Origin of the sequence: Sphingopyxis sp. 2PD (genome assembly GCF_005503695.1) — a bacterium.
Lineage (GTDB): Bacteria > Pseudomonadota > Alphaproteobacteria > Sphingomonadales > Sphingomonadaceae > Sphingopyxis.
The window spans coordinates 21,052-45,398 of the sequence record NZ_SCMU01000018.1 but is presented as its reverse complement, the minus strand read 5'-3'; the positions used below and the strand labels follow the sequence as shown (position 1 = coordinate 45,398).

At 63.6% G+C, this 24,347-nt stretch carries 18 protein-coding genes and 1 tRNA gene; 9 read left to right on the top strand and 10 right to left on the bottom strand.

Annotation, left to right across the window (positions count from 1 at the left end; translation table 11 throughout):
* Window positions 1-91 precede the first annotated feature (91 nt).
* Entirely contained in the window at window positions 92-901 is an 810-nt protein-coding gene (gene ubiG, locus FFS18_RS12460) for a bifunctional 2-polyprenyl-6-hydroxyphenol methylase/3-demethylubiquinol 3-O-methyltransferase UbiG (RefSeq protein ID WP_120216971.1), read from the top strand.
* Window positions 889-1,491 (top strand): YdeI/OmpD-associated family protein, encoded by a 603-nt coding sequence (locus FFS18_RS12455; RefSeq protein ID WP_137871065.1) that lies wholly within the window; start codon window positions 889-891, stop codon window positions 1,489-1,491. The genes ubiG and FFS18_RS12455 overlap by 13 nt, the downstream gene beginning before the upstream one ends.
* Window positions 1,492-1,509: 18 nt before the next feature.
* Here the strand turns inward: FFS18_RS12455 and FFS18_RS12450 are convergent, their stop codons facing one another.
* The 9 genes from FFS18_RS12450 to FFS18_RS12410 form a co-directional block, all read right to left on the bottom strand.
* Window positions 1,510-2,427: a hypothetical protein gene (locus FFS18_RS12450; RefSeq protein ID WP_137871064.1), complete on the bottom strand. Its 918-nt coding sequence runs from the start codon at window positions 2,425-2,427 to the stop codon at window positions 1,510-1,512.
* A 33-nt stretch (window positions 2,428-2,460) separates the two neighbouring features.
* Window positions 2,461-2,793 (bottom strand): hypothetical protein, encoded by a 333-nt coding sequence (locus FFS18_RS12445; RefSeq protein WP_137871063.1) that lies wholly within the window; start codon window positions 2,791-2,793, stop codon window positions 2,461-2,463.
* Between the two features lie 80 nt (window positions 2,794-2,873).
* Window positions 2,874-3,545 (bottom strand): glutathione S-transferase family protein, encoded by a 672-nt coding sequence (locus FFS18_RS12440; RefSeq protein WP_120218272.1) that lies wholly within the window; start codon window positions 3,543-3,545, stop codon window positions 2,874-2,876.
* Between the two features lie 154 nt (window positions 3,546-3,699).
* Window positions 3,700-4,131 carry a hypothetical protein gene (locus FFS18_RS12435; RefSeq protein ID WP_137871062.1) on the bottom strand — a complete coding sequence of 144 codons (432 nt, stop codon included), beginning with the start codon at window positions 4,129-4,131 and terminating at the stop codon, window positions 3,700-3,702.
* Window positions 4,132-4,394: 263 nt separating this feature from the next.
* Window positions 4,395-8,924 carry a glutamate synthase large subunit gene (gene gltB / locus FFS18_RS12430; protein WP_137871061.1) on the bottom strand — a complete coding sequence of 1,510 codons (4,530 nt, stop codon included), beginning with the start codon at window positions 8,922-8,924 and terminating at the stop codon, window positions 4,395-4,397.
* Window positions 8,925-8,941: 17 nt separating this feature from the next.
* On the bottom strand, window positions 8,942-10,075 hold the full coding sequence (locus tag FFS18_RS12425; protein WP_249340391.1) for a DUF2059 domain-containing protein: 1,134 nt from the start codon (window positions 10,073-10,075) through the stop codon (window positions 8,942-8,944).
* A 23-nt stretch (window positions 10,076-10,098) separates the two neighbouring features.
* Complete coding sequence (locus tag FFS18_RS12420) at window positions 10,099-11,541, bottom strand: NAD(P)-dependent oxidoreductase (RefSeq protein ID WP_137871059.1); 1,443 nt, start codon at window positions 11,539-11,541, stop codon at window positions 10,099-10,101.
* A 158-nt stretch (window positions 11,542-11,699) separates the two neighbouring features.
* Window positions 11,700-12,500: an undecaprenyl-diphosphate phosphatase gene (locus tag FFS18_RS12415; protein WP_120216966.1), complete on the bottom strand. Its 801-nt coding sequence runs from the start codon at window positions 12,498-12,500 to the stop codon at window positions 11,700-11,702.
* Window positions 12,501-12,575: 75 nt separating this feature from the next.
* Entirely contained in the window at window positions 12,576-13,514 is a 939-nt protein-coding gene (locus FFS18_RS12410) for a complex I NDUFA9 subunit family protein (RefSeq protein WP_137871058.1), read from the bottom strand.
* 203 nt (window positions 13,515-13,717) lie between these two features.
* Between FFS18_RS12410 and FFS18_RS12405 the strand changes: the two genes are divergently transcribed.
* From FFS18_RS12405 to FFS18_RS12390, 4 genes are all read left to right on the top strand, one after another.
* Window positions 13,718-13,804 (top strand) — tRNA-Leu (locus FFS18_RS12405).
* A 172-nt stretch (window positions 13,805-13,976) separates the two neighbouring features.
* Window positions 13,977-15,212: a tyrosine-type recombinase/integrase gene (locus FFS18_RS12400; RefSeq protein ID WP_062900461.1), complete on the top strand. Its 1,236-nt coding sequence runs from the start codon at window positions 13,977-13,979 to the stop codon at window positions 15,210-15,212.
* Window positions 15,213-15,347: 135 nt separating this feature from the next.
* Window positions 15,348-15,812, top strand: a complete 465-nt coding sequence (locus FFS18_RS12395; protein WP_062900460.1) for a mobile mystery protein A — start codon at window positions 15,348-15,350, stop codon at window positions 15,810-15,812.
* Window positions 15,809-16,399, top strand: a complete 591-nt coding sequence (locus tag FFS18_RS12390; protein ID WP_062900459.1) for a mobile mystery protein B — start codon at window positions 15,809-15,811, stop codon at window positions 16,397-16,399. The genes FFS18_RS12395 and FFS18_RS12390 overlap by 4 nt, the downstream gene beginning before the upstream one ends.
* Window positions 16,400-16,514: 115 nt before the next feature.
* Here the strand turns inward: FFS18_RS12390 and FFS18_RS12385 are convergent, their stop codons facing one another.
* Window positions 16,515-16,715 (bottom strand): helix-turn-helix domain-containing protein, encoded by a 201-nt coding sequence (locus FFS18_RS12385; RefSeq protein ID WP_062900458.1) that lies wholly within the window; start codon window positions 16,713-16,715, stop codon window positions 16,515-16,517.
* Between the two features lie 205 nt (window positions 16,716-16,920).
* Here FFS18_RS12385 and FFS18_RS12380 point away from each other — a divergent pair, with 205 nt between their 5' ends.
* The 3 genes from FFS18_RS12380 to FFS18_RS12370 all read left to right on the top strand — a co-directional run bounded on the left by FFS18_RS12380 (window position 16,921) and on the right by FFS18_RS12370 (window position 24,338).
* Complete coding sequence (locus tag FFS18_RS12380; protein ID WP_223181169.1) at window positions 16,921-17,853, top strand: DUF7146 domain-containing protein; 933 nt, start codon at window positions 16,921-16,923, stop codon at window positions 17,851-17,853.
* 32 nt (window positions 17,854-17,885) lie between these two features.
* Window positions 17,886-19,904, top strand: a complete 2,019-nt coding sequence (locus tag FFS18_RS12375) for a ParB/RepB/Spo0J family partition protein (protein WP_062900457.1) — start codon at window positions 17,886-17,888, stop codon at window positions 19,902-19,904.
* Between the two features lie 138 nt (window positions 19,905-20,042).
* Window positions 20,043-24,338 carry a strawberry notch family protein gene (locus FFS18_RS12370; protein ID WP_062900456.1) on the top strand — a complete coding sequence of 1,432 codons (4,296 nt, stop codon included), beginning with the start codon at window positions 20,043-20,045 and terminating at the stop codon, window positions 24,336-24,338.
* Window positions 24,339-24,347: the final 9 nt, after the last annotated feature.

Here is a 24,347-nt window from a genome sequence, read left to right as displayed (position 1 = left end):
ACGGAAGGGGAGGTGCAATGGCAAGCATGAGAACCTATGCGCGCGATAGAATTTCTTGCGCCGCGGAAGGCGGAGTGCCACATCGCGGGGCATGAGCGCTGTGACGATCAATCCGAATGAAGCCGCCCATTTCGGCGCGCTCGCCGCCGACTGGTGGGACCCGCACGGTTCGTCGGCGATGCTGCACAAGCTCAATCCGGTGCGTCTCGCCTATATCCGCGACCAGATCGACGCGCATTGGCACGTCGATGCGCGTGAACGTCACCCGCTTGCGGGGCGCAGCGCGCTCGACGTCGGTTGCGGCGCGGGACTCCTCGCCGAACCGCTCGTGCGGATGGGCGCGCAGGTGACGGGCGTCGATGCGGCGCCCGAGAATATCGCCGCGGCGCGGGGTCATGCGGCGGGGCAGGGGCTTTCGATTACCTATTTTGCAGGCGAACTCGCCGACCTCCCCATTCCGTTCGTGTCGAGCGAAGTCGAGACACGCTTGGGGGATGCCAGCCTTCCGGGTGTCTCGACTTCGCTCGACACGAACGGGGGAGCGGTTTTCGACCTCGTCACCTCGATGGAGGTCGTCGAGCATGTCACCGATCCCGCCGCCTTCATCGCCGAACTTGCGGGTCGGCTCGCACCCGGCGGGCTGATGATCCTGTCGACCCCGAATCGCACGATGCTGTCGAAACTGCTGCTCGTCGAGGCGGCCGAGCGCATCGGTGCGGTGCCGCGCGGGACGCACGACTGGGACCAGTTTCTGAAGCCCGAGGAACTGACCAAGCTGCTCGAAAGCGCGGGGCTTGAGGTGATCGACCGCACCGGCCTGTCGCCGTCAGCCGCCAAGGGCTTCAAGCTCGGCGGCAGCGAGGCGCTCAACTATCTGGTCGCGGCAAGGTGGCCGGCGTAAGCCGCGACCCCCGCGTTGACGCCTATATCGCGAAGGCACAGCCCTTTGCGCAGCCGATCCTGACCCATTTGCGCGACCTGGTGCATAGCCATGCGCCGGGCGTGGAAGAGACGCTCAAATGGGGCGTCCCGCATTTTGTGCTGAACGGACAGAATCTGGCAGGCATGGCGGCGTTCAAGGAACATGCGACCTTCGGTTTCTGGCGCGACGAGGAGGTCACCGGCTCGCCGCGCGACACCGGGGCGATGGGCAGCATGGGGCGGCTCGCGTCGCTGGCCGACCTGCCGGGCGACGAGGCGATGGCCGACTATATCCGGAAGGCCGCGGCGCTGTGCGCCGAGGGCAAGCCCAAGCGCGCGGCGCCGAAACCAAAGGCGGCGCTCGACCTGCCGGGCGATCTGGGCGTCGCGCTGAAAGCCAATGCCGCAGCACAAGGCCATTGGGACTCCTTCTCGCCCGGCAAGCGCCGCGACTATATCGAATGGGTGCTCGAGGCGAAGCGCGAGGAAACGCGCGTCAAACGCATCGAAACGATCGTCGCGCAGGTCGCCGAGGGCAAGGGCCGAAACTGGAAATATCAGGATTGCTGACGGCCCGTCGGATCGAATTTATTCGGCTTTGGTGCATATAATGCTGGCGTCGGCGATCAGTTTCGCCCGGGCTTCCACCGCGTCTTTTGGCAGCGCTTCGACCAATTTATTTACAGCTCCCAAGCAATCGGTCGCACCGCGAAACTCCGACAGATTCTGCGCCGCAATCCCCGTCGCAAAGACCTTTTCCCCGTTCAGGCCCGCGCTCGTATTGTTGCCCGTGCCGTTGCCGCCAAAGGTACCATAAACGGACAGAGAATCCCCTCGATGCCCCGATGTGTCGCTGTCCAATTTTGCGTTTAGCGCGGCAACCTTGTCTTTTGCGCGGTCCACATCGCGCGCTGCATTGGCAATTTCGGATTTCTTGGCGTCGATTTGCGCTGCGACAGTGGCGGCCGCAGGCAGCTGCTGTAACCGAAGCGTCGCGTATTCCGCCTCCATTTTTTCTCGCTCTGGATCCGTGCCGCCATCCTCGGTTTCGGCGGTCGGGCTGGCTCGCAGAATATTGTTCAGATTGTCCCGCGCAATGACCTTGTCTTGGGTTGCCAGCAGTACCGTTTGTTCACCCTGCAGCGTTTTCACATGATTTTCTGCGGACTTCTGTTCGAGCTCAGCGTTGCGGAGCGCGAGATCGACGCTTGAGTTGCTCGATTCATCAACCTTGCTGCCGCGAATGATCTGCATCGCGTAGATGTCGTTTTCGCAATCGGCTGCGGCTTGTCGACGGCAAAACTTCGCGGCAGCCACCGGCACCAGTGCGACGTCACTGGCTTTATAGCCGAGGATCAGTTCCAGCCCTGGATTGTCTGTGGTGCCAGCCTGAACACCGACGCCGACCGTGGCTTTCGACGCATAGACCAACGGTGCCTGTTCCATCGGATAACATGCCGCCAGGGCCGGTGCCACCAATGCGGCCAGTACGATCGCCTTGTTCATTTTATCATCCCCCAATGATACCAAGTGAACCGACTATTTAATGCAAATGTCCTCACGCTTTTCGGCCAGTTCGCGCCAGAAGGCGCGGCCCTTTTCGTCCAGTTTGGCGTCGAATAAGATGATCGCGCAGCTGCCGCCAGCGATTTGATATACTAGGCTTTCGTCCTGATACCCCAGCGTGACGTTGCGCGCGCCACTAACCAAGCCGAAACCGCGCGATCGAACGGCCACGACATTGCTGTTTTCTGGCGCCACGATCTGCAGATTGCCACCGTGAACGACCGCTTGTCCGCCACCGATACTTACGACGGTACAAGCCGGCAAAAACAACAATAATAAACAGGAAAAAAGATATTGCGCCCGCATGAACTCCCCCGAGTCCTTACAGGCATATCATGCAATGCGGCGCTTTTCTATTCGAGACAGGATTATCGATCCGAAGCGGATTAAAAATCGACATCCTCATAATATTTGGGCGGCGTCACAATCTCCATCCGTTCCGCCAGCAACGGGCGAAAGCTCGGGCGTGATTTGAGGCCCGAATACCAGCCCTTGGTCTGCTCATGCCCCGTCCAGTCGATGCCGCCGAGATAATCGGCGACCGAAATATGCGCGGCGGCGGTGAGGTCGGCGAGGCTCATCGTCGCGCCGGCGAGCCAGGTGCGATGGTCGATGAGGTAATCGACATAGTCGAGATGGTTGTTCGCCGCCTTCATCGCCTCGCGCAGCGCGCCGCCGTCGGGCGGCTGGCGGTGGACGATGCGCTTTTGCATCCGTTCGAACAGCAGGGGGCCGGTAACTTCATAATAAAAGTCATGGTCGAACCATGCGGTCAGCCGGCGGATCTCGGCGCGGTTCGCCGCTGTGCCGTTGATCATCGCCTTGCCTTCGACGGTTTCCTCGAAATATTCGGCGATCGCCATGCTGTCGATCAGCACCTGGCCGCGCGCCTGATCGACCATTACCGGGGTGCGGCCCGCCGGATTGAGGTCGATGAATTCGTCGCGGCGTTCCCACGGCGATTCGCGGACCAATTCATATCCGACGCCTTTTTCGCCCAGTAGCAGGCGAACCTTGCGCGAAAAGGGACAGAGCGGGAATTGATAGAGTTGCCACATGGTTTCGGCATAGCGGCAGCGGGGCCGGGCGCGCAACGCCCGATGCTGGACTTATCCGTAGTTTCGTCATCCCGGCGAAGGCTGGGGTCTCTCGCTCTCGTCGGAACGCACTGGCGAGATCCCGGCCTTCGCCGGGATGACGAAAACGGAGACGTTAACGGCGTTGCGCTTCGCGTTCGCGTTCCCACTGCGCGGCCATATCGCGCGCCATATCCTTGAGCACGGGGGCGTAAACCGCCAGCGCCGCGGCGGCTTGTCCCGCCATCCGGGTCGTAGCGCGCACATCGGCGCCCATCCGGTCGGCGTAACCGGGATCGCGGCCCGCGACTTCGCCCAGCGTCGCGTCGCGCGGGATATAGGCCGCGTAGGAATCGGGATCAACGCGCGCGACCGCCTCAGCGAGCGGGCCGACGGGCATCTGCATCAGCGCGCCGACGATCGCGGTGATCGTGTCGGCCATCCGGTCTTGCGTCGCGGGGTCGTTCAGCGTCGCGACGGCATCGCGCATTTCGCCGTCAGCCGCGGCAGCGGGCAGCGGCGCGGCGAGCGCGAGGAAGGGTAGGGCGATCAGGGCGAGGCGGGGCATGATTCCATCCTTTCGAAGGACGTATGGTTCATCGAAGCGGCGTCCGTAGCGGATCGACGCTTTCGCCCCGGTGAACGCGATTGAGGCTTGCGATGAACCGCGGCACCGACGCGGTAAACGATCCTCCCTGTGGCGAAGCCATGGGGAGGTGGCAGCGCGAAGCGCTGACGGAGGGGCCATGGCGCTGCCGGTGCTGCCCCTCCACCATCGCCTACGGCGACGGTCCCCCTCCCCATCGCTTCGCGACAGGGAGGATTTGCCGACTATTCCGCCGCAACCACCTCGGTCTCGGCATCACTCAGCGGATGCGCAAGACGCGACAGCATTTCCTTCGGGCAGACTTGCCAGAACTGGCCCTTCCAGCGGTCCCAGTCGGCGAGGATTTCGCTGGACCATTTGCTGCCGGTGGCTTGCGCGTGATCTTCGACCAGTTCGCGGACCACGGCCTCCCAATGCGCGCTGCCGATGCGTTGCCAGACGATCGACTCGTCGTTGGCGCGGCTCTCGAACCGGCCGTCGGTGTCGAGGATGAACGCTATGCCGCCGGTCATCCCGGCGCCGAAGTTCGACCCTACGGGGCCGAGGATGACCGCGGTGCCGCCGGTCATATATTCGCAGCCGTTGGCGCCGCAGCCCTCGACGACGACTTTCGCGCCCGAATTGCGGACCGCGAAACGCTCGCCCGCCTGACCCGCGGCGAGCAGCATGCCCGAAGTCGCACCATAGAGGACGGTGTTGCCGACGATGCTGTTGTGCTGGCTGACCAGCGGGCTCGATACCGTGGGGCGCACGACGATGCGGCCGCCCGACAGACCCTTGCCGACATAATCATTGGCGTCGCCAAAGACTTCGAGCGTGATGCCGCTGCACAGGAAGGCGCCCAAGGACTGGCCCGCGGTGCCGCGGAGGCGCACCTGGACATGATTGTCGGCGAGCCCGTTCATGCCGAAGCGCGCGGTCACTTCGGCCGACAGGCGCGTGCCGACCGCGCGATGGGTGTTGCGGACATTATAGGTCAGCTGCATCCGCTCGCCGCGCTCGAACAAAGGCTTCGCGTCGTTCAGGATCTGCGCGTCGAGGCTGTCGGGTACCGGGTTGCGGAAGCTCGGCCCTTGCGAGCGGCGCTGCTCGTCGGGGGCGTCGACCTTGGCGAGGATCGGGTTCAGGTCGAGATCATCGAGATGTTCGGCGCCGCGGCTGACCTGGCGCAGCAATTCGGTGCGGCCGATCACCTCGTCGAGGCTGCGGCAGCCGAGCTTGGCAAGGATTTCGCGCACTTCTTCGGCGATGAAAGTCATCAGGTTGATGACCTTCTCGGGGCTGCCGGTGAACTTCGCGCGCAGCTTTTCGTCTTGCGTGCAGACGCCGACCGGGCAAGTGTTGCTGTGGCATTGGCGCACCATGATGCAGCCCATCGCGACGAGACTCAGCGTGCCGATGCCATATTCCTCGGCGCCCAAGATGGCGGCGATCACGATGTCGCGTCCGGTCTTGAGCCCGCCGTCGGTGCGGAGGCGGATGCGGTGGCGCAGGCCGTTGAGCGTCAGCACCTGATTGACTTCGCTGAGGCCCATTTCCCACGGCGTCCCGGCATATTTGACGCTGGTTTGCGGGCTGGCGCCGGTGCCGCCGGTATTGCCAGCGACGAGGATGACGTCGGCGTGGGCTTTCGCTACGCCCGCAGCCACCGTGCCGATGCCCGCTGAGCTGACGAGCTTGACGCAGACGCGGGCCTTCGGGTTGATCTGCTTGAGGTCGTAGATGAGCTGCGCCAGATCCTCGATCGAATAGATGTCGTGGTGCGGCGGCGGAGAGATCAACGTCACACCCGGGGTCGCATGGCGCAGCCGGGCAATGAACTCCGTGACCTTGAAGCCCGGAAGCTGGCCGCCCTCGCCGGGCTTGGCGCCCTGCGCGACCTTGATCTCGATCTCGTCGCAGGCGCCGAGATATTCGGCGGTGACGCCGAAACGCCCGCTCGCGATCTGCTTGATGTTGCTGTTGGCATTGTCGCCATTGGCATAGGGCTGGTAGCGCTCGCTTGCCTCGCCGCCTTCGCCCGACACCGCCTTCGCGCCGATGCGGTTCATCGCGATCGCCAGCGTTTCGTGCGCTTCAGGCGACAGCGCGCCGAGCGACATGCCGGGGGTGACGAAACGCTTGCGGATCTCGGTGATCGCCTCGACGCTGTCGAGCGCGACGCCCTGCGCCGGATAGTTGAACTCCATCAGGTCGCGCAGATAGACGGGCGGCAGGTCGGCGACCCCGCGCGAAAATTGCAGATAGGTCGAGTAACTGTCGGTCGCGACCGCGGTCTGCAGCAGATGCATCAGCTGCGCCGAATAGGCGTGCGTCTCGCCGCCCGCGCGCTGGCGGTAGAAGCCGCCGATGGGCAGCGTGGTGACGCGCTTGTCGAACGCGGCCTCATGCTTCTCGGTCGCGTTGATGAACAGCGATTGATAGCCTTCGCCCGAAATCTTGGCGGGCATGCCCGGGAACAGGTCGTTGACCAGCGCGCGAGAGAGGCCCACCGCTTCGAAATTATAGCCGCCGCGATAGGAGGAAATTACCGCGATCCCCATCTTGGCGAGGATCTTGAGCAGCCCGTCGTCGATCGCCTTGCGGAAACGCAGGTGACAGTCGTTCAGCGACAGCTCCTTGCCGAACAGCCCGCGCGCATGGCGGTCGGCGATCGCGGCTTCGGCCAGATAGGCGTGGACGGTCGTCGCGCCGACCCCGACGAGCACGGCAAAGGCGTGGGTGTCGAGCACTTCGGCCGAGCGCACGTTGATCGAGGCATAGCTGCGCAGTCCCTTACGGACGAGATGCGTGTGCACCGCGGCGGCGGCGAGCACCATCGCGACGCCGACGCGTCCTTCGCCGATATTCTGGTCGCTGAGGAACAATTCGCTGCGTCCTGCACGCACCGCTTCCTCGGCCTCGCGGCGGACGCGGGCGATCGCTTCGCGCAGCGTCGACGCGTCGCCGCCCGCCGCGAAAGTACAATCGATGTCGGCGACCGCATCGCCGAAATAGGCGCGCAGCCGATCCCAGTCGTCGCCGACGAGCACGGGCGAGTCGATCACGAGGACGTGATCGCTCTGCCCCTTTTCGTCGAGGATGTTCGCGAGGTTTGCAAAGCGCGTCTTCAGGCTCATCACATGCCGCTCGCGCAGGCTGTCGATCGGCGGGTTGGTGACCTGGCTGAAATTCTGGCGGAAAAATTGCGCGACATGGCGCGGCTTGTCCGAAATGACCGCGAGCGGCGTGTCGTCGCCCATCGATCCGATCGCTTCCTTGGCATCCTCGACCATCGGGGAGAGGATCAGTTCCATATCCTCCATGGTCAGCCCCGCGGCGACCTGACGGCGGAGCAGTTCGGGACGGTCCCAAACGGGCAGGCTCGCCTTGCCGCCTTTTGGCAGGTCGGCCATCGTGCGGAAACCGCGCACGCGCGAGGCATAGTCGGCGGCGCCCGCGATCTTGTCCTTGATCGCGCGGTCCTCGTAGAGCGTGCCTTCGTCCAGATCGACCGCGATCATCTGACCCGGGCCAAGGCGGCCCTTCTTGCGGATGCTCGCCTCGGGCAGCAGCACCATGCCGCTTTCGGAGCCGACGACGAGCAGATTGTCGGCGGTCAGCGTGTAGCGGAGCGGGCGCAGTGCATTGCGGTCCATCCCCGCGACCGCCCAGCGGCCATCGGTCATCGCCAGCGCAGCGGGTCCGTCCCACGGCTCCATGACGCTGGCGAGATAATTGTACATTGCCTTGTGCGCGTCGGGCATCTCGGGCTCGTTGACCCACGCCTCGGGGACCAGGATCAGCTTCGCGGTTGGCGCGTCGCGGCCGGCGCGGCACAGCGTTTCGAACACTGCATCGAGCGCCGCGGTGTCCGATGCGCCTGCCGGGATCACCGGCTTGATGTCTTCCGAATGCTCGCCGAAGGCGAGGCTCGCCATCTTGATCTCGTGGCTTTTCATCCAGTTCTTGTTGCCGCGGATCGTGTTGATTTCGCCATTGTGTGCGAGGCAGCGGAACGGCTGTGCCAGCCACCATTGCGGGAAGGTGTTGGTCGAATAACGCTGGTGGAAAATCGCGACGCGGCTTTCGAACAGCTTGCTCGTCAGGTCGGGATAGAAATCGGCGAGGCTTTCGGCGAGGAACAGCCCCTTGTAGATGATCGAACGGCACGACAGGCTGCACACGTAAAAGTCGGCGATCTGCGCCGCGATCACCTTTTTCTCGATCCGGCGGCGGACGAGGTAGAGCTGCTTTTCGAACTCGGCGAGCGAGGCTTCGTCGGGCAGCGGCCCGGCAATCATGATCTGTTCGATTTCGGGGCGCGTGCGCTGTGCCTTGTCGCCGATCACCGACACATCGACCGGCACCTGGCGCCAGCCGTAGATGGTGAAACCCGCGTCGATGATCTCGGCCTCGACGATCGTGCGGCATTCCTCCTGCGCGCCAAGGTCGGTGCGCGGCAGGAACACCATCCCGACGGCCAGCCGGTTCGGGCGCACCTTGTGCCCCGACGCTGCGATTGCGTCGTCAAAGAAGCGCACCGGCAGGTCGACATGAATGCCCGCCCCATCCCCGGTCTTGCCATCGGCATCGACCGCGCCGCGGTGCCAGACCGCCCGCAAGGCTTCGATCGCCGCCTCGACGACGCGGCGCGACGGCTTGCCGTCGGTCGCCGCGACCATGCCGACGCCGCAGGCGTCCGATTCCAGGTCGGGGCGATACATGCCTTCGGCTTCGAGCCGCGCGTGATCGGGGGTGGGGTTGTGGGTCATGATGTTCGTCCTGTGGCCTATTCGGCGGAAGGGGGCAGGCGCTTGCGCGCATTGGCGACGGCTGTTTCTTCGGCCTCGACCGCTTTGTACGACGCAGCCTCGATCGCAGCTTCGGCATCCTCGACGCGCTTTCGGTCGGCGTCCGACCAGTTGCTGCGGTCAAATGCGGGGTCGACGGCGGCCTCCGCTGCGGCTTCTGCTGCATCTGCTGCCGCGTCGGCTGCATCTGCTGTGGCTTCGACAGCATAGTCGTCGGTCATCGCTACATCCTCGACCGCCTCTGTCTTCCACATGTCGCGCTGGTCTTTCAGAACCTGCACATCGACCTTCATCAGCTTGGCGAGCGACGCGAGTTCCTTGTCGCTGAAGTCCGCCAGCTGCTTTTCCTTGGGCAGCTCCTTCATGTCCTTCTCGATCTGCGGGCCGCGATCCATGAATTTGGTTATCAGCGGCGGCAGCGCCTTCATCACGGCGACCATCACTTCGGGATCGGCCTGCAACGCCATCCATTCGCTGGCATATATATTGCCCGTGGGTGTCGCGAGGAAGGTATTGAGGTCGGCCAGCTGCGGCGCGCTGAACTTGCGGGCATAGGCTTTGGCCATGCCGTCGCGCATCGGCCGTTCCATGTCGGCCAGCGCTTCGCTGATCAGCGGGCGCAGCACCCGCATGATCTGGTCCTCGCGTTCCTTGCGATGCGGATCGAAGATGTCGGCAATCTTCGCCCTGGTCGGCTCGTCGAGCTTCGCGATCTGTTCGCTTTCGACCCCGGTCTTGATCGACAGCATCAGGTCGGACTGGCCGCCGAGCTCGCCCAGGACCGTCTTGAGCATCTTGCCATACATGTTGTCGATCATCTTTTCGAGGCTGCCGACCGGGATCAGCGCCCCCATCGTCTGCTGCGCCAGCGTCAGCCGGGCCGGATCGATCGGCGGCAGGCTGCTGGTGTCGAACATTTTTTCGACCAGCGCGATCGCCTGATCCATTTCCTTCTGCATCTTTGCCTTGGCATCGGCGGCATAGGCTTCGCTGCTGGCGTCGCCTTGCTCATCGGCGGCAACAACCTCGGCGACCGGCGCTTCCTGCGCGACGGCGGTCAGCGGCGCGAGTGCGAACGTCCCGGCGAGCAGCATAGCTTTGAACTTCGACATCATGAATTTCCTTCCCCTATTGGTCATGCTGCCTTCTTTTCGCTTTTCGCCTTCGCCTTCAACCACTTTGCCATCTGGTCGCTGACATCGCGCCCGTCGCGGATGCCCCACACCACCAGGCTGGCGCCGCGCACGATGTCGCCCGCGGCGAACACGCCGGGCAGGCTGGTCATCATCGTCTGGTGATCGACGCGCAGCGTGCCCCAGCGCGTGACGCTGAGGTCGGGCGCGCCGAACAGATTGGGCAGTTCCTCGGGATCGAAGCCCAGCGCCTTGATGACCATGTCGGCGGGTACGTCGAAGGTGCGCCCGGGGTCGGCCTCGGGGCTGCGGCGACCGCTGGCGTCGGGGGCGCCAAGGCGCATGCCCGCGACGGCGACTTCCTTCACGCGGCTGTCGGCAGTGAAGCTGGCAGGGGCGGACAGCCACACGAATTCGACGCCTTCTTCCTCGGCGTTCGATACCTCGCGCAGCGAGCCCGGCATATTTTCGCGGTCACGGCGATAGAGGCATTTGACCGACTTCGCGCCCTGGCGCACCGCGGTGCGGACGCAGTCCATCGCGGTGTCGCCGCCGCCGATGACGACGACATGCTTGCCCGCGGCGTTGAGGCGCCCGTCGTCGAAGGCGGGCACCGCATCGCCAAAGCCCTTGCGGTTCGACGTGACCAGATAGTCGAGCGCCGCAACGACACCCTCGGCCTCGTTGCCCGGCACATGGATTTCGCGCGCCTTGTAAACGCCGGTCGCGATCAGCAGCGCGTCATGTTTCTGGCGCAGCTGGTCGAGCGTGGCGTCGGCGCCAACCTCGAAACCCAGATGAAATTGGATGCCGCCCTCGGCGAGCCGATCGATGCGCCGCATCACGACATCCTTTTCCAGCTTGAAGCCGGGGATGCCATAGGTCAGAAGGCCGCCGGCGCGGTCGTGGCGGTCATAGACATGCACCTCGTGCCCTTGGGCGCGCAGATATTCCGCCGCCGTCAGCCCTGCGGGACCGGCACCGATGATGCCGACCGACTGGCCGGTTGCGGCGCCGGGGTGCAGCGGTTCGACCCAGCCCTCGGCCCAGGCGGTGTCGGTGATATATTTCTCGACGCTGCCGATCGTCACCGCGCCATGGCCCGAAAACTCGATGACGCAATTGCCTTCGCAGAGGCGATCCTGCGGGCAGATGCGGCCGCAGATCTCGGGCATCGTCGAGGTCGCGTTGCTGAGCTCATAAGCTTCGCGCAGCCGACCTTCCGCCGTCAGCCGCAGCCAGTCGGGGATATGGTTGTGGAGCGGGCAATGCACCGAGCAATAGGGGACTCCGCACTGCGAACAGCGCGCCGCCTGCGCGTCGGCGTCGGGCGCCGCATAGCGCTCGGCGATTTCGCGGAAATCCTGCGCACGATCCTCGGCGGACCTTTTGTCGGGATAGGATTGTTCACGCTCCACAAACCGGAGCATGCGATCGGCAGCCATGCAAATTTCCCTTCTGAGCGGGGCAGATGCATGGCGGGATCGGCGCTGTCACGAAGGAAATCGCAGTTAGGGAAGCAAAGCTGACCTAAAATCGCACCTCTTTTGGAGCGCCGACGCAGGCGGCGCAATTTTGTTTCGCAAATGGTACCAAATCGGTCCTATCGAAGGGCAAGCCAGATCAACGCGACACTGCCCAGCGCGATTCGATACCAGGCAAAGGGCGCGAAACCGAAGCGGCCGACGATGGCCACCAGCGCCTTGACCACCGCCAGCGCGACGACAAAGGCGACACCCAGTCCGATCGCGATCGCGGTCAGATCGTCGAGGACCAGCACGTCGCGGTCCTTCCATAGCGAGTAGACGGTTGCGCCCAGCATCGTCGGAACGGCGAGGAAGAAGCTGAACTCGGCGGCAGTCTTGCGTTCGACCCCCATCAGCAGCGCCCCCATGATGGTTGCGCCCGACCGGCTGACCCCGGGGATCATGGCGATGCACTGGATCGCGCCGATCGCGATCGCGGTCCCGAGCGGCATCGCCTCGACGCTTTCGACCTTCACCACCTTGACCATGCGCTCGATCGCTAGGATCACGACGCCGCCGACGATCAGCGCGACGGCGACCGTCGTTGGCGACTGGAGCAGCGCGCGGATCGCCTCATAGGCGACCGCGCCGATCAGCATTGCGGGCAGAAAGCCGATCAGGATATTGCGCGTAAACAGGATGGAGTCGCGATCCTGTCGCAGCAATCCCATGCCGACATTCCAGAAGCGCTGGCGATAGGCGACGAGCACCGCGAGGATCGCGCCGAGCTGGATCGAAATCTTGAACGCCGCCGATCCCTCGCCGGTAAAGCCGAGCAGTTCGGCGCCCAGGATCAGGTGGCCGGTCGACGACACCGGCAAAAATTCGGTCAGCCCTTCGATGATGCCGAGCAGGATGATGGTCGCAAGGTCGTGCATGAAAGGTCCTGGGGTTGTTCACCCCAGCGACCAAGGCGATCGGGCGGGGGCAGGCCGTGGCCTGAGGCGTGGATCTTAAGCGGGCTTCTGGACCGCAAAGCGGCCGTTGCGGCGATATTGCACCAGCCAGTCGTCGGCAACCGCAGCCAGCGAGGTCGACTGGACGCCAAGCTCCGCCAGCCCCGCCGTCCCCGGCGCAACGACGTTGTCTGTCTGCAGCATCAGCCACTGATCCTTGGTGATCGGCGCGCCGGGTGCCCAGCCGAATCCCGACGCGAGCGCTCCGGCGACGACATCGGGCACGTCGACGAACAGCGGCGCCCGGCCGGTCGCATCGGCGATCCAGCGTTGCAATTCGCCCATCGTCAGCACCTGCGGCCCGCCCAACTCAAAGGTTTGGCCTGCCGCGGCGCTATCGAGCGCAGCGACGACCGCATCGGCGACATCGCCGACATAGACCGGCTGGAATTTGGCGTTTGGCGCCACGACGGGGATCACCGGCGACATGCGGATCATCGCCGCAAAGCGATTGATGAACTGATCCTCGCGGCCAAAGACGATCGAGGGGCGCAGGATCGTCGCGGCGGGGAAGGCGGCGCGCACCGCGGCTTCGCCGTCGCCCTTGCTGCGGCCATAGGCCGACGGGCTGTCGCGGTCGGCACCGATCGCCGACACATGGACCAGCGCGCGGACCCTGGCCGCTTTCGCGGCGGCGGCGACATGCCGCGCCCCGTCGGCCTGCACCGCCTGCATGTCGGCAAAGGCGCCGACCAGGTTGATCACCGCGTCGCTGCCCTGCACCGCGCGCGCGATGCTGGCGGGATCGCGGACGTCGGCGGCGACGAACTGCGTCTGGCCGAGCCCGCCCAGTGGCTTGAGGTACGTCGCGGCGCGCGGGGTGCGCTGCGCGACGCGGACGCGCGCGCCGCGCGCGAGCAGCCGCTGTACGACATAGCGGCCGACAAAGCCGCCGCCGCCCAGCACCGTGATCAATTGCCCGTCGAATTTCTGCATGGGATCCGCCTGTGATCGATTCTTTAAGTGGCGCGCCGCGCGCGCCCGACGGCATCCCCATGCCGCGAAGCGGGGGAGGGGGCAAGGGGCGACGACAGTCAGATCGCGCGAAACCGGCAGCTTTGCGATAAAATGTGCCGCGACGCGCGCAGCGCAGTTGACAAGCCGCCAGCCCCGCCGCTAAGCGCCCGCTCCTACCCCGTGCCCAGATGGCGGAATTGGTAGACGCACCAGCTTCAGGTGCTGGCGATCGCAAGGTCGTGGAGGTTCGAGTCCTCTTCTGGGCACCAGTGACCTTTCCGGCAACGTCCGGGAACGTCCAGCAAGCGGCTGGTTTTCCACCGTTTTTCGATGAGAATCGCTGAATGGAATCCAGGCTGATCCAGCCGGAACCATCAGCGTACCATCAGCTTTGATGGTGTTTTTGATGGTTCCGGTCAGCCTCTTGCAGGTGAAACCATCATGACGCTTACCCACATCCAGATTTCGAACGCCAAGCCCGCAGAAAAGGCCTATAAAATGGCCGATAGCGATGCCCTATATCTCGTGGTCAGACCGAGCGGAGCAAAGGTCTGGCGAATGAACTATCGTCACCTGGGCCGACAAAAGACTCTCTACTTCGGTTCGTGGCCTGATATTGGAATTGCTTCCGCTCGGGAACTGCGCGACGCAGCGCGAAAGCTGCTTCTTGCAGGGCTCGATCCGGCCGCGGAAAAGAAGGTCGAACGGATCACCCGAAAGATCGCCGAGGACAACACGTTCAAGACGATCGCAGAGGAATGGCTGGCGAAAAACGAACGGGAAGAGCGCGCGGCCGTCACGCTTCGCAAAATTCGCTGGCTCCTCGATATCGCCAATCCACTGATCGGCAGCCGTCCGATCTCGAAAATCACGCCCCAGGAGGTTCTGGCCGTACTCCGTAAGGTCGAGGCCAATGGACGGTATGAAAGTGCGCGTCGGATGCGCAGCGTGATCAGCAGGGTCTTCCGATACGCGATCGCCACCGCAAGGGCGGACCGTGATCTTGCGGCTGACTTGCGCGGCGCGCTCACGGCTCCGAAGGTAAAGCACCACGCCGCGATCACGACCCGCAAGGAAACAGGGGCGCTCCTGCGCGCTATCGAAGGATATGCTGGTCACGAAATCACGGCAATTGCGCTGCGACTGACGCCGCATGTCTTCGTGAGGCCGGGCGAACTGCGACAGGCGGAATGGACGGAGATCGATGTCGAGGACGCGGTGTGGACGATCCCGGCCGACAAGATGAAAATGCGCCGTCAGCATTGTGTCCCGCTGTCCAGGCAGGTTCTCGAAATGCTTGAAGCGCTGCACGGCCTCACGGGCCATGGGCAATTTCTGTTCCCCTCATTTCGAACTTCCCGGCGGTGCATGTCCGAGAATACGGTGAGCGCGGCCCTTCGGCGTCTCGGCTATAGCCGCGAGGAGATGACGGCGCATGGCTTCCGTTCGACAGCCGCGACTCTTCTCAACCAGATGGGCATGTGGCATCCCGATGCGATCGAGAGGCAGCTCGCGCATCTGGATGCAAACGCGACGCGGCGAATCTACACGCGCGGCGAATATTGGGATGAGCGTGTGCGCATGATGCAGCACTGGTCGGACTATCTCGACCAGCTCCGCGATGGCGCACAGATTGTGCGGCCATCTTTTCAGAGGGGCGGCCGAATGACTGCCTAGCGCGCTCAGGTTTTGCGGTAGTACGTTCATATATTTATGTATATTTTATGAGGTAACGATCATAAATTTACGATCAAAATATCTTGATATGTTCATATTTATATATACATCTTAGGCTCATCAGGACATATATATATGAACGAAGATCAGGCCGCCCTTGCCCGCAAGCAACTCGAAAGACGTTTCGCGCCCTTGCGCGAAACGTCTTTTGCCGTGCCCCCAAGAGGCTGGATAAAGGCAATACGCGAAGCTCTGGGCATGACGGTCCGCCAGCTTGCCGCTCGTATGGGAACATCGATTTCGCGCATTCCCGTGATTGAGAAGGCCGAAGTCAGCGGATCCACCACGATTAAGACGCTGCGTCAGGCGGCTGAGGCAATGAACTGCACTTTCGTTTATGCCTTCGTACCGACGAAGCCGCTTGATGATATCCTGCGCGACCGCGCGAAGCAGAAAGCGAGCAAGGATATTGCGCGGCTGGACCATACCATGCGGCTGGAAAATCAGGCCCTGCTCAAAGCCGATCTCGACGAAGAACAGCGGCGCATGATCGAACTCATTCTATCCGGCTCCTTGCGCGGCCTGTGGGATGATGAATGACAGATAAGCTGTTTAACGATGACGACGACGCCAACACGCCGCTGACCGCCGAGGAGCGCGAACAACTCATCCCGTCCTATATCACCATGCGGCATGAGCTGAATGAAGCCGAACAGATCAATATCAGGCAAGCTTTACGATGGGTGATGAGCCGGAAGCGGGATATTCTCGATCAGGATTTCATGAACCAGCTTCACAAACGCATGTTCGGAGACGTGTGGCGTTGGGCCGGGCAGTATCGCACCACGCCGCGCAACATTGGCGTCGATGCTTACAGAATCCCCATGGACCTTCGTCAACTGATCGACGACACGCGATATTGGGTCGAGCATGGAACCTACCCACCCGATGAAATTGCCGTCCGATTCAGCCACCGGCTCGTTGCCATCCATCCTTTCCCGAACGGCAATGGCCGTTTTTCGCGTATGGTCGGCGACATGCTGGCGGTCCAACTCGGATGTACACCGTTTACATGGGGAAGCGTTGGCCTGGTCAATGCCAGCGAAACGAGAGCAGCTTATGTTGCCGCACTTAAAGTAGCCGATAGCCATGATATCGGGCCATTGTTGCTCTTTGCACGATCATAGCTAGATAGCCAGCATGTGACTCCGCATGGACCAAGCGATCAATAGCTGCTCCGACGCGAGCTACACGGTGGGAACGAAAATTTGGGACCCTCTTTTCGAGCGGTGGCGCAACCGATTATGCGCTGGTTAGGGCTTTCAGACTTTTATATGGGATCAGCGTAGATCGGCCGACCTTGACGGTTTCAAGGTCGCCGGACTCGATGAGTTCGTAAATCCTGGATCGACTGATTCCGGTGAGCTTGACGGCAGTGGAAATCCGTACCGTAAGGGGCTCGATAAATACGATCTCAACCGGAGTGTCATCGGAATCCCGCATCTTTCATGTCCTCGCAACGAGACATTTTTGCGCGCGGTTCCAACGCAGCTTTCGCCCGCTCAAGCATGGTCGGCGGCACGATTTTCACAAGGAGGAGGGCACGTAGCTACCGGTCGGCGGCATTCCCGCGCCGCGGGGCCACAGACTAATGCCGCAGCCAAGCGGAGCGAGGAGGAAAAGAGGGGGTTATTGCGTATCCGTCCTGATGAAGAGGCTTGCCATGCCTGCAGGGTTTTCAACGTCTCGCAAGCCAGAACTCGAAGTCGCCGGGGCCGTTCTTGTGCGCCGCTTCGGCGGGACTTGGTCTGGCGATTCTGGCATGTGCCGCTGCCCTGCTCATGAGGATAAAACCCCGAGCCTGTCGGTCAGGATTGGCGAAACACGACTTTTGTTCAAATGCTTTGCCGGCTGCGATATTTCCGATGTGCTCCGGGCGCTTCGCCGCGACGGTCTGAACGCCCTCGACGCACGTGACGGCAGGGGGGCGCCATCCTCCCTCCCTAAAGAATGGCTACAGCAGCGTGCCCGTGACCTGTGGGGCATTGGTCGGCCAATAAACTGGACAATCGCGGAGACCTATTTGCGGAACAGGTCGATCGATATTGCACCTAACTGCCTGCGGTTCGCTCCCCGAACGCCTCTCGGCAAGGGCCGACTGGCCGTGTTTCGACCGGCGATGCTCGCCGCGGTAACCGATGACTCGGGATTGTTGGCCGTCCAACGGACCTTCCTTGATGGCAGGGGCCGACGCGCGCGCGACCTCCGGCACCCTCGCAGATTGCTCGGTCACCCCCGCACAGGTGCGGTTCGACTCGCGCCGGCCGCTTATACACTCGGAATTGCCGAGGGCGTCGAGACAGCGATCTCGGCGATGATCCTCCTCGGCATCCCGGTCTGGGCCGCACTCGGCAATGAGCGCATCCCACAAATTACTATTCCAGAATCGGTGTCGCGTCTCATCCTGTTGCCCGACAACGACCGTGCCGGCCGCCTCGCCGTGCCGCTCGCCGTGAAGGCGCACGCGGTGCCCGGACGACGCATCGATACGATCTGGCCATGGAACGGCCGAAACGACTGGAACGATGTCCTCAGGCAAGGAGGGAAGGGAGTGGGGGACTGGCGGCGCCGAGCGGCCTGAATGGTCGGGCTTCCGCCGCCAGGAGACTGATTATGTCATTTCCCATCGTATACGCGCCTGCGCGCAACTGCGTCCCTTCGCCGCTCAACGTCAGGACCGAAAGCGATCCCGATGCCGACGCAGAACTGGAGGCGATGATCGGCGAGGCCGGCTTCGTGCTCCAGAATTTGATTGGTACGGCAGTCAAGCGCAAGAAGGACCACTACAGCATCTTCGGCGGCGGTCGGCGCCTCGAGCGCGTGCACGTCCTGATCGAAAAGGGGCGGCTCCCGGACGACTTCAAGATTCCGGTCATGGTGATGCCGGACGCGAAGCGTGCCATCGAGTTCAGCTACGCCGAGAATAACAAGCTCCCGATGACCGCCGCGGACGAGTGCATGGCGTTCAAGAACATGATCGAGAAGGAGGACAAGACTGCGGCCCAGGTCGCGGCGCGCTTCGGCAAAACCGAGCGCTTCGTGCTCGGCCGCGTCCGTCTCGCCGATCTCCACGAGACGATCTTCGATGCGCTGCGCAAGGGCGAAATCACCCTCGAAATTGCAAAGGCCTATGGCAGCACCTCGGATACGGCTCGCCAATCCCGCGTCTTCGAGCAATATCGCGACAGCTATTACCGCAACGACCCGTACACCATCCGGCGTGAGCTCGCCGCCGGCAGCTACCGGGGCGGCGACCCGAAAGCGCTGCTCGTCGGCCGCGATGCCTATGTCGAGGCGGGCGGGCGGATCGACTCTGACCTCTTTTCCGACAGTGCATCCGAGAACTGGATCGATGGCGACGTCCTCGACCGCCTCGCTGATGAGAAGCTGGCTGCGGAAGCCGAAGCGATCCGGGCGCGCGAGGGCTTCGCGGAAATTCGCGCGGTCCCGATGACGCGCATCTCGTTCGCGGATTATGACGGCCTCCGCCCGGTCCGCGGCGAGATTCCTGAACCGACCGCAGAGGAGGTAGCGCGCTGCGCCGAAATCGAAGCTGAGATGAACATGATCGCCGAATCTGCCGACGAGAGTGATGACGGCATCACCGAGGACGAGGAACAGCGGTATCGCGAACTTGAATCCGAACTGAGCGGCATCCAGAATCGACCGGCGGTCTTGACCGACGACCAAAAGGCCGCGGCACTTGCCTTCCTCGTCATCGGCGAAGATGGCCAGCCGCGTGTGCACCATCAGGCCTACATGGTGCCGACCGAGGCCGACGAAGACATCGATGGCGACGATGATAGCGACGCCGAGACCGACGGCTCTGTCTCGGCGAAACCGGCAATGAGCCAACGACTCATCGACGAGCTCGCAACGATGAAGGCGGAACTGCTTCGTGTCCATGTCGCAAGCGATCCCCGCTTTGCGCTCGATCTCGGAACCTTCGTGATGGTCGATGCGGCTTTACGGCGCTACGCTTCCGATCTCGCCAGCGACCTTCGCGCCGATGCCGCGCCGTCGCGTGTCATTGGCTTCGAAAGCGGATCGCTCGCGGCTGACGAATGGGCCAAGCTCGAAGAGGGGCTCGATCGAAGCTGGGTCCAGCCGAACATCGGCGTCGCCGGGCGCTACGATGCCTTCTGCGCGCTCGGCGAAGAAGCGCGTGCGGCTTGGCTCGCTTGGGCGATCGCCCGGACGATCCATGCGGTGCCCATGAAAGATTCCGCCAGCGGTTTCGTCGATCATCTCGGTCGCAAGCTCAAGATCGATGTCGCCGCCTGGTGGCGCCCGACCGCGAAGAATTATTTCAAGCGGCTCACCAAGAGCTCCATCATCGACCTCTTTCAGGAGATCGGCGGCAGCGAGCTCAGCCAGCGCTACGGGGCGTCGAAGAAGAACCTGCTCGCCTCTTCGGCTGAACAGCTCTTCGCCGGGAACATCATCGTCGAGGCGGACGTCAAGGAAAAGGCGCTTGCCTGGCTGCCTGACGCCATGCGCTTCGAGCATCCGGTCGCCGAGCCGGTGAACGATGATGGCGAAGACGAAACGAGCGGCACCGTCGAACCCGAGGCGGCGGGCGATCCCGCCGATGATACCCACGAGGACGAGCCGCTCTCCGACGCGGCCTAATCTCGCTCTTCGATTTTATGGGGTCGCGGTCCTGCGCCGCGGCCCCTTTTCTTATGCCCCCATTCCAGTCGGGAGGAGAGGGGGAGGGGCGATGGCAGCGGGGGCGTGTTGCTCCCGAACCTCTTCAGGAGAATTGCCATGACCCTTCCGCTTCTGAAGCTCGCTGAAACCCCGGGCACCGAGGCCCGGGAAAAAGCCGAACGCCTTTATGGCGTCGCCCGCGCACTGCGCGACCGGCTCGCCGATCCGCAATCCGTGACCCGCTCGCTGCTCAAGCGCCTGATGGTGGAAGCGTTCCGCGGCTCCGATGCCGACGGGCGCTGGTCGATGCGCGATGCCTATGACGCGCTCGAAGCCGCGCAGGCATCGGACACGCTCGTGCCCGATGATGACCCGAACCCGGACTGGGGGCCCGAAGACGAATTCGCGGATATCCTCGCGTTCGAGAAGGCGCTGCCGACCCAGACCTATCGCAGCGAGCACCAGGTCGATATGCAGCAGTTCAGCACGCCGGCGGCGCTGTCCTGGCTCGCGGCCCGAGCGGCGGCGGTCACTGCTGGCGATCATGTGCTCGAACCGTCGGCAGGTACCGGCATGCTTGCGGCGCGCGCGATCGCCGCGGGCGCGAGCGCTTCGCTCAACGAGCGCGATCCCTGCCGGGCGGCGCTGCTTTCCCTCGTGACGGGCCGCCCAGTCACGACCCATGACGCCGAGTTCATCAACGACCGGCTGCCGACGGATGTTCGGCCGACAATTGTCCTGATCAACCCGCCCTTCAGCCGCAGCGAGGGGCGCGGCCAAGATCGCCATGCCGGAGCGCGCCATCTTCGCTCCGCGCTGCTGCGTCTTGCCGAGGGCGGACGCTGCGTCGCGATCATGTCGCCGACCTTCGCGCACGATGCGAGCGGCGCGAGCGGCTATGTCTCCGTCGCCGAAATTGCCCGCCCGCGCGTCGAGATCACGATTCTCGGCCGTCCCTATGCGAAGCATGGCACCAGCGTCGCCGTCCGCCTGATCGTCTTCGACAAGGGCTGGATCGGCCAAACCGAGCGCCACACGGTCGACACCATCGCGGCGGCGCTGCCCATCGTGCTCGCGGCTCCGGCGCGGCTTGACCCATCCGACGAACCGCCCCCGGCGTCCCCGGCGGTAATCCCGATGCGTCCCGCGCTGAGGCCTTCGTCGTCCTCACTCTTCTCCGGCCTCGCTGGCCCCAGGATCATCGCACCCTCGCGGATCGCCGCGACCGATGATCTAGCGCAGCCGCTCGCCTATTCGGTCCGCGACGCGCCGCTCCCTGTCGGCGATCCGGTCGGTATCTATGCGCCTTGGCGGCTCGCCCGCATCGATATTCCAGGCGCGAAGCCCCACCCCGACGATCTCGTGGAATCGCTCGCCATGGCGTCGGTTCTGCCCCCGATCCCCCAATATCGCCCGCTTTTCCAGAAGCGGGCAAGCGAGGCGCTGTCAGACGCCCAGCTCGAAGCGATCATTTACGCAGGCGATGCCTTCTCGCGCGACCTCTCGGGCCGGTTCGTCACCAACACGGCAGGCGACTTGCTGATCGAGGACCCCGAAGGCCGCCCCTATCGCATGGGCTTCTTCATCGGGGACGGGACGGGCGTCGGCAAGGGCCGTGAAGGCGCCGCAATTATCCGGGACCAATGGAACTGCGGCAATCAGCGCGCCATGTGGATCTCGAAGGGCGCGACGCTCCTCGAAGATGCCCGGCGCGACTGGAGCGCGCTCGGCGGGCTTCCAATCGACGTCCAGCCGCTCGACGCCTTTCCGCTTGGTCAGCCGATCGGCATGGCGAGTGGCATCCTCTTCCTCACCTATGCGACGCTCCGGTCCCAGCGCCACGACCAATGCTCGCGCCTGCAGCAGATTCTCGAGTGGACGGGCGCCGGGTTCGAAGGCGTGATCCTCTTCGATGAATCCCATTCGATGGGCAACGCCGCCGGGACCAAGGACGAGTACCGGCAAGCCAAGGGATCCGAGCAGGGCCTCGCCGGGGTCCGCCTGCAAAATGCGCTGCCGCGCGCCCGCGTTGTCTATGAATCGGCGACCGGCGCCACCAAGCCCGAAAATTTGAGTTACGCGTCGCGGCTCGGGCTCTGGGGTCCCGGTACGGCGTTTGCCAATCGCGACGGCTTTCTCGCCGCGATGACCGACGGCGGCATCGCCGCGATGGAAATCGTCGCCCGCGATCTCAAGTCCATGGGTCTCTACACCGCCCGGGCGCTCAGTTTCGCCGGCGTCGAATATGACCCGCTCGAGCATCAGCTCACGCCGGACCAGATCGACATCTACGACGCCTATGCCGATGCATGGGCGATCATTCACCAGAACCTCGACGAGGTTCTGAAGGCGTCGAACATCGTCGACCGCATTTCGGGGCAGACGATGAACGCCCAGGCCAAGGGATCGGCGCTGAGCCGGTTCGAAAGCGCGAAGCAGCGGTTCTTCTCGCAGGTCCTGATCGCGATGAAGATGCCGACGCTCGTTCGCGCGATCGAGGATGAACTCGCCGCGGGCCATGTCGCCGTCGTTCAGCTCACCAGTACCGCCGAGGCAATACTCGACCGCCGCCTGGCTGACCTGTCACCCGAAGAACGGGCGAACCTCTCGATCGATGTCTCCCCACTCGACACCATGGTCGATTATCTGAAGACCGCCTTCCCAACCCGGCAAATGCGCGCCTTTCGCGCGACCGATGGGTCAATGCGCTCCGAGCCAATGCTCGATGACGACGGCAACGGTGTCCTGTGCCAGGAAGCGGTCGCCGCGCGCGACGATTTGATCGAGCGGCTCTGCTCGATGCCGCCTGTTCCGGCTGCGCTCGACTTTCTCATCGTACATTTCGGCACCGACATGGTTTCCGAGGTCACGGGGCGCACGCGGCGGATTGTCGTTGATGGGCAGGGCCGGCAGAAGGTCGAGCGTCGCACGTCCAGTTCCAACATCGCCGAGACCGACAACTTCATGTCGGGGCGAAAGCCCATCCTCGTCTTTTCCGAGGCGGGTGGCACGGGGCGGTCCTACCACGCTGACCTGGACTGCCCGACCGCGCGCAAGCGGCGCATCCACTTCCTGCTCGAACCCGGATGGCGCGCCGACATCGCGATCCAGGGCCTCGGTCGCACCCACCGCACCTACCAATCCATGCCGCCGGTGTTCCGCCCGGTCACGACCAACTGCAAGGGTGAACGCCGCTTTATCAGCACGATCGCGCGCCGTCTCGACACGCTGGGCGCGCTCACGCGCGGCCAACGCCAGACAGGCGGCCAGAACCTGTTCGATCCCGCCGATAATCTCGAAAGCAGCTATGCCCGCGAGGCCCTGACCCAGTGGTATCACCTCCTCCACGCCGGCAAGCTCGCGAGCGTCAGCCTCGAGAAATTCCAGATCATCACAGGCCTGAAGCTTGTCGATGAGCATGGCACCTTGCTCGACAAGCTGCCGCCGATCCAGCGCTGGCTCAACCGCATCCTCGCGCTCAGGATCGCGACCCAGAACGCGGTTTTCGAGGAATATATGGGGCTCATACAGGCCCGCGTCGACGCAGCGCGCGAAGCCGGAACGCTCGACCTCGGCGTCGAAGCGATCCGGGCCGAGCGTATCGTTCAGATCTCGGAGCGCGTGCTCAGGAAAGACCCGGTATCCGGCGCCGAAACGCGTTTGCTCCGCCTCGAGCTTCATCTGAAGCCGCACGTCACCGGATGGACGCGCCTCGACAAGATCTGGGGAAGCTCCGACGACGTGCGATATCTGCGGAACAGCCGTTCGGGGCGCGTCGCCGTTTGCGTTCCATCCTGGTCGATCACCGACGACGAGGGGCGCCCCGTCAAGATGCTGGAGCTTGTCCGGCCGACGGGTTCCAATCGTATCCAACTCGCCGAACTTTGGCACACCTTCTGGAAAGAGGTCGATCACGATAGCTTCAAAAGCTTCTGGGAAGCAGAGGTGTCCGAAGCGCTCGATAAGGTCGATATTGACACGATCAGCGTCGCGACCGGCCTCCTTTTGCCCGTCTGGAACAAGCTGCCGCAAGACGATGTCCGCGTCTGGCGGATCGATGACGCGGCGGGAACGTCCATCCTCGGACGCATCGTGATGCCCACCGCGCTCGAGAAACTGGAGTCCGCCTTCGGTCTTGAGTCCTCGATCAAACTCACGCCCGATGAACTGATCGAGGCGGCGCGTGGCGGCGATGGCGCACTGATCCCGGGCCTCCATGGCGCGCGCCTCGTTTCCACGATGGTGAACAGTAGCCGGCGCTTCGAGGTCCGGGATTTCCAGCCACAGGACCGCGAATGGCTGAAGGCGCGCGGTCTGTTCAGCGAGGTGATCCAGTACAAGACGCGGCTCTTCCTGCCTGTCGAGAAGGCCGACGAGGTCCTCGCCGCGATCATCGCCGAGCGGCCGCAGTGAATCCCGAAT

Excerpts from the sequence above, each read along its gene's own strand:
- ubiG (WP_120216971.1), top strand. The coding sequence starts at position 92 with ATGAGCGCTGTGACGATCAATCCGAATGAAGCCGCCCATTTCGGCGCG.
- FFS18_RS12450 (WP_137871064.1), bottom strand. The coding sequence starts at position 2,427 with ATGAACAAGGCGATCGTACTGGCCGCATTGGTGGCACCGGCCCTGGCG.
- FFS18_RS12445 (WP_137871063.1), bottom strand. The coding sequence starts at position 2,793 with ATGCGGGCGCAATATCTTTTTTCCTGTTTATTATTGTTGTTTTTGCCG.
- FFS18_RS12440 (WP_120218272.1), bottom strand. The coding sequence starts at position 3,545 with ATGTGGCAACTCTATCAATTCCCGCTCTGTCCCTTTTCGCGCAAGGTT.
- FFS18_RS12435 (WP_137871062.1), bottom strand. The coding sequence starts at position 4,131 with ATGCCCCGCCTCGCCCTGATCGCCCTACCCTTCCTCGCGCTCGCCGCG.
- gltB (WP_137871061.1), bottom strand. The coding sequence starts at position 8,924 with ATGACCCACAACCCCACCCCCGATCACGCGCGGCTCGAAGCCGAAGGC.
- FFS18_RS12425 (WP_249340391.1), bottom strand. The coding sequence starts at position 10,075 with ATGTCGAAGTTCAAAGCTATGCTGCTCGCCGGGACGTTCGCACTCGCG.
- FFS18_RS12420 (WP_137871059.1), bottom strand. The coding sequence starts at position 11,541 with ATGGCTGCCGATCGCATGCTCCGGTTTGTGGAGCGTGAACAATCCTAT.
- FFS18_RS12415 (WP_120216966.1), bottom strand. The coding sequence starts at position 12,500 with ATGCACGACCTTGCGACCATCATCCTGCTCGGCATCATCGAAGGGCTG.
- FFS18_RS12410 (WP_137871058.1), bottom strand. The coding sequence starts at position 13,514 with ATGCAGAAATTCGACGGGCAATTGATCACGGTGCTGGGCGGCGGCGGC.
- FFS18_RS12400 (WP_062900461.1), top strand. The coding sequence starts at position 13,977 with ATGACGCTTACCCACATCCAGATTTCGAACGCCAAGCCCGCAGAAAAG.
- FFS18_RS12395 (WP_062900460.1), top strand. The coding sequence starts at position 15,348 with ATGAACGAAGATCAGGCCGCCCTTGCCCGCAAGCAACTCGAAAGACGT.
- FFS18_RS12390 (WP_062900459.1), top strand. The coding sequence starts at position 15,809 with ATGACAGATAAGCTGTTTAACGATGACGACGACGCCAACACGCCGCTG.
- FFS18_RS12385 (WP_062900458.1), bottom strand. The coding sequence starts at position 16,715 with ATGCGGGATTCCGATGACACTCCGGTTGAGATCGTATTTATCGAGCCC.
- FFS18_RS12380 (WP_223181169.1), top strand. The coding sequence starts at position 16,921 with ATGAAGAGGCTTGCCATGCCTGCAGGGTTTTCAACGTCTCGCAAGCCA.
- FFS18_RS12375 (WP_062900457.1), top strand. The coding sequence starts at position 17,886 with ATGTCATTTCCCATCGTATACGCGCCTGCGCGCAACTGCGTCCCTTCG.
- FFS18_RS12370 (WP_062900456.1), top strand. The coding sequence starts at position 20,043 with ATGACCCTTCCGCTTCTGAAGCTCGCTGAAACCCCGGGCACCGAGGCC.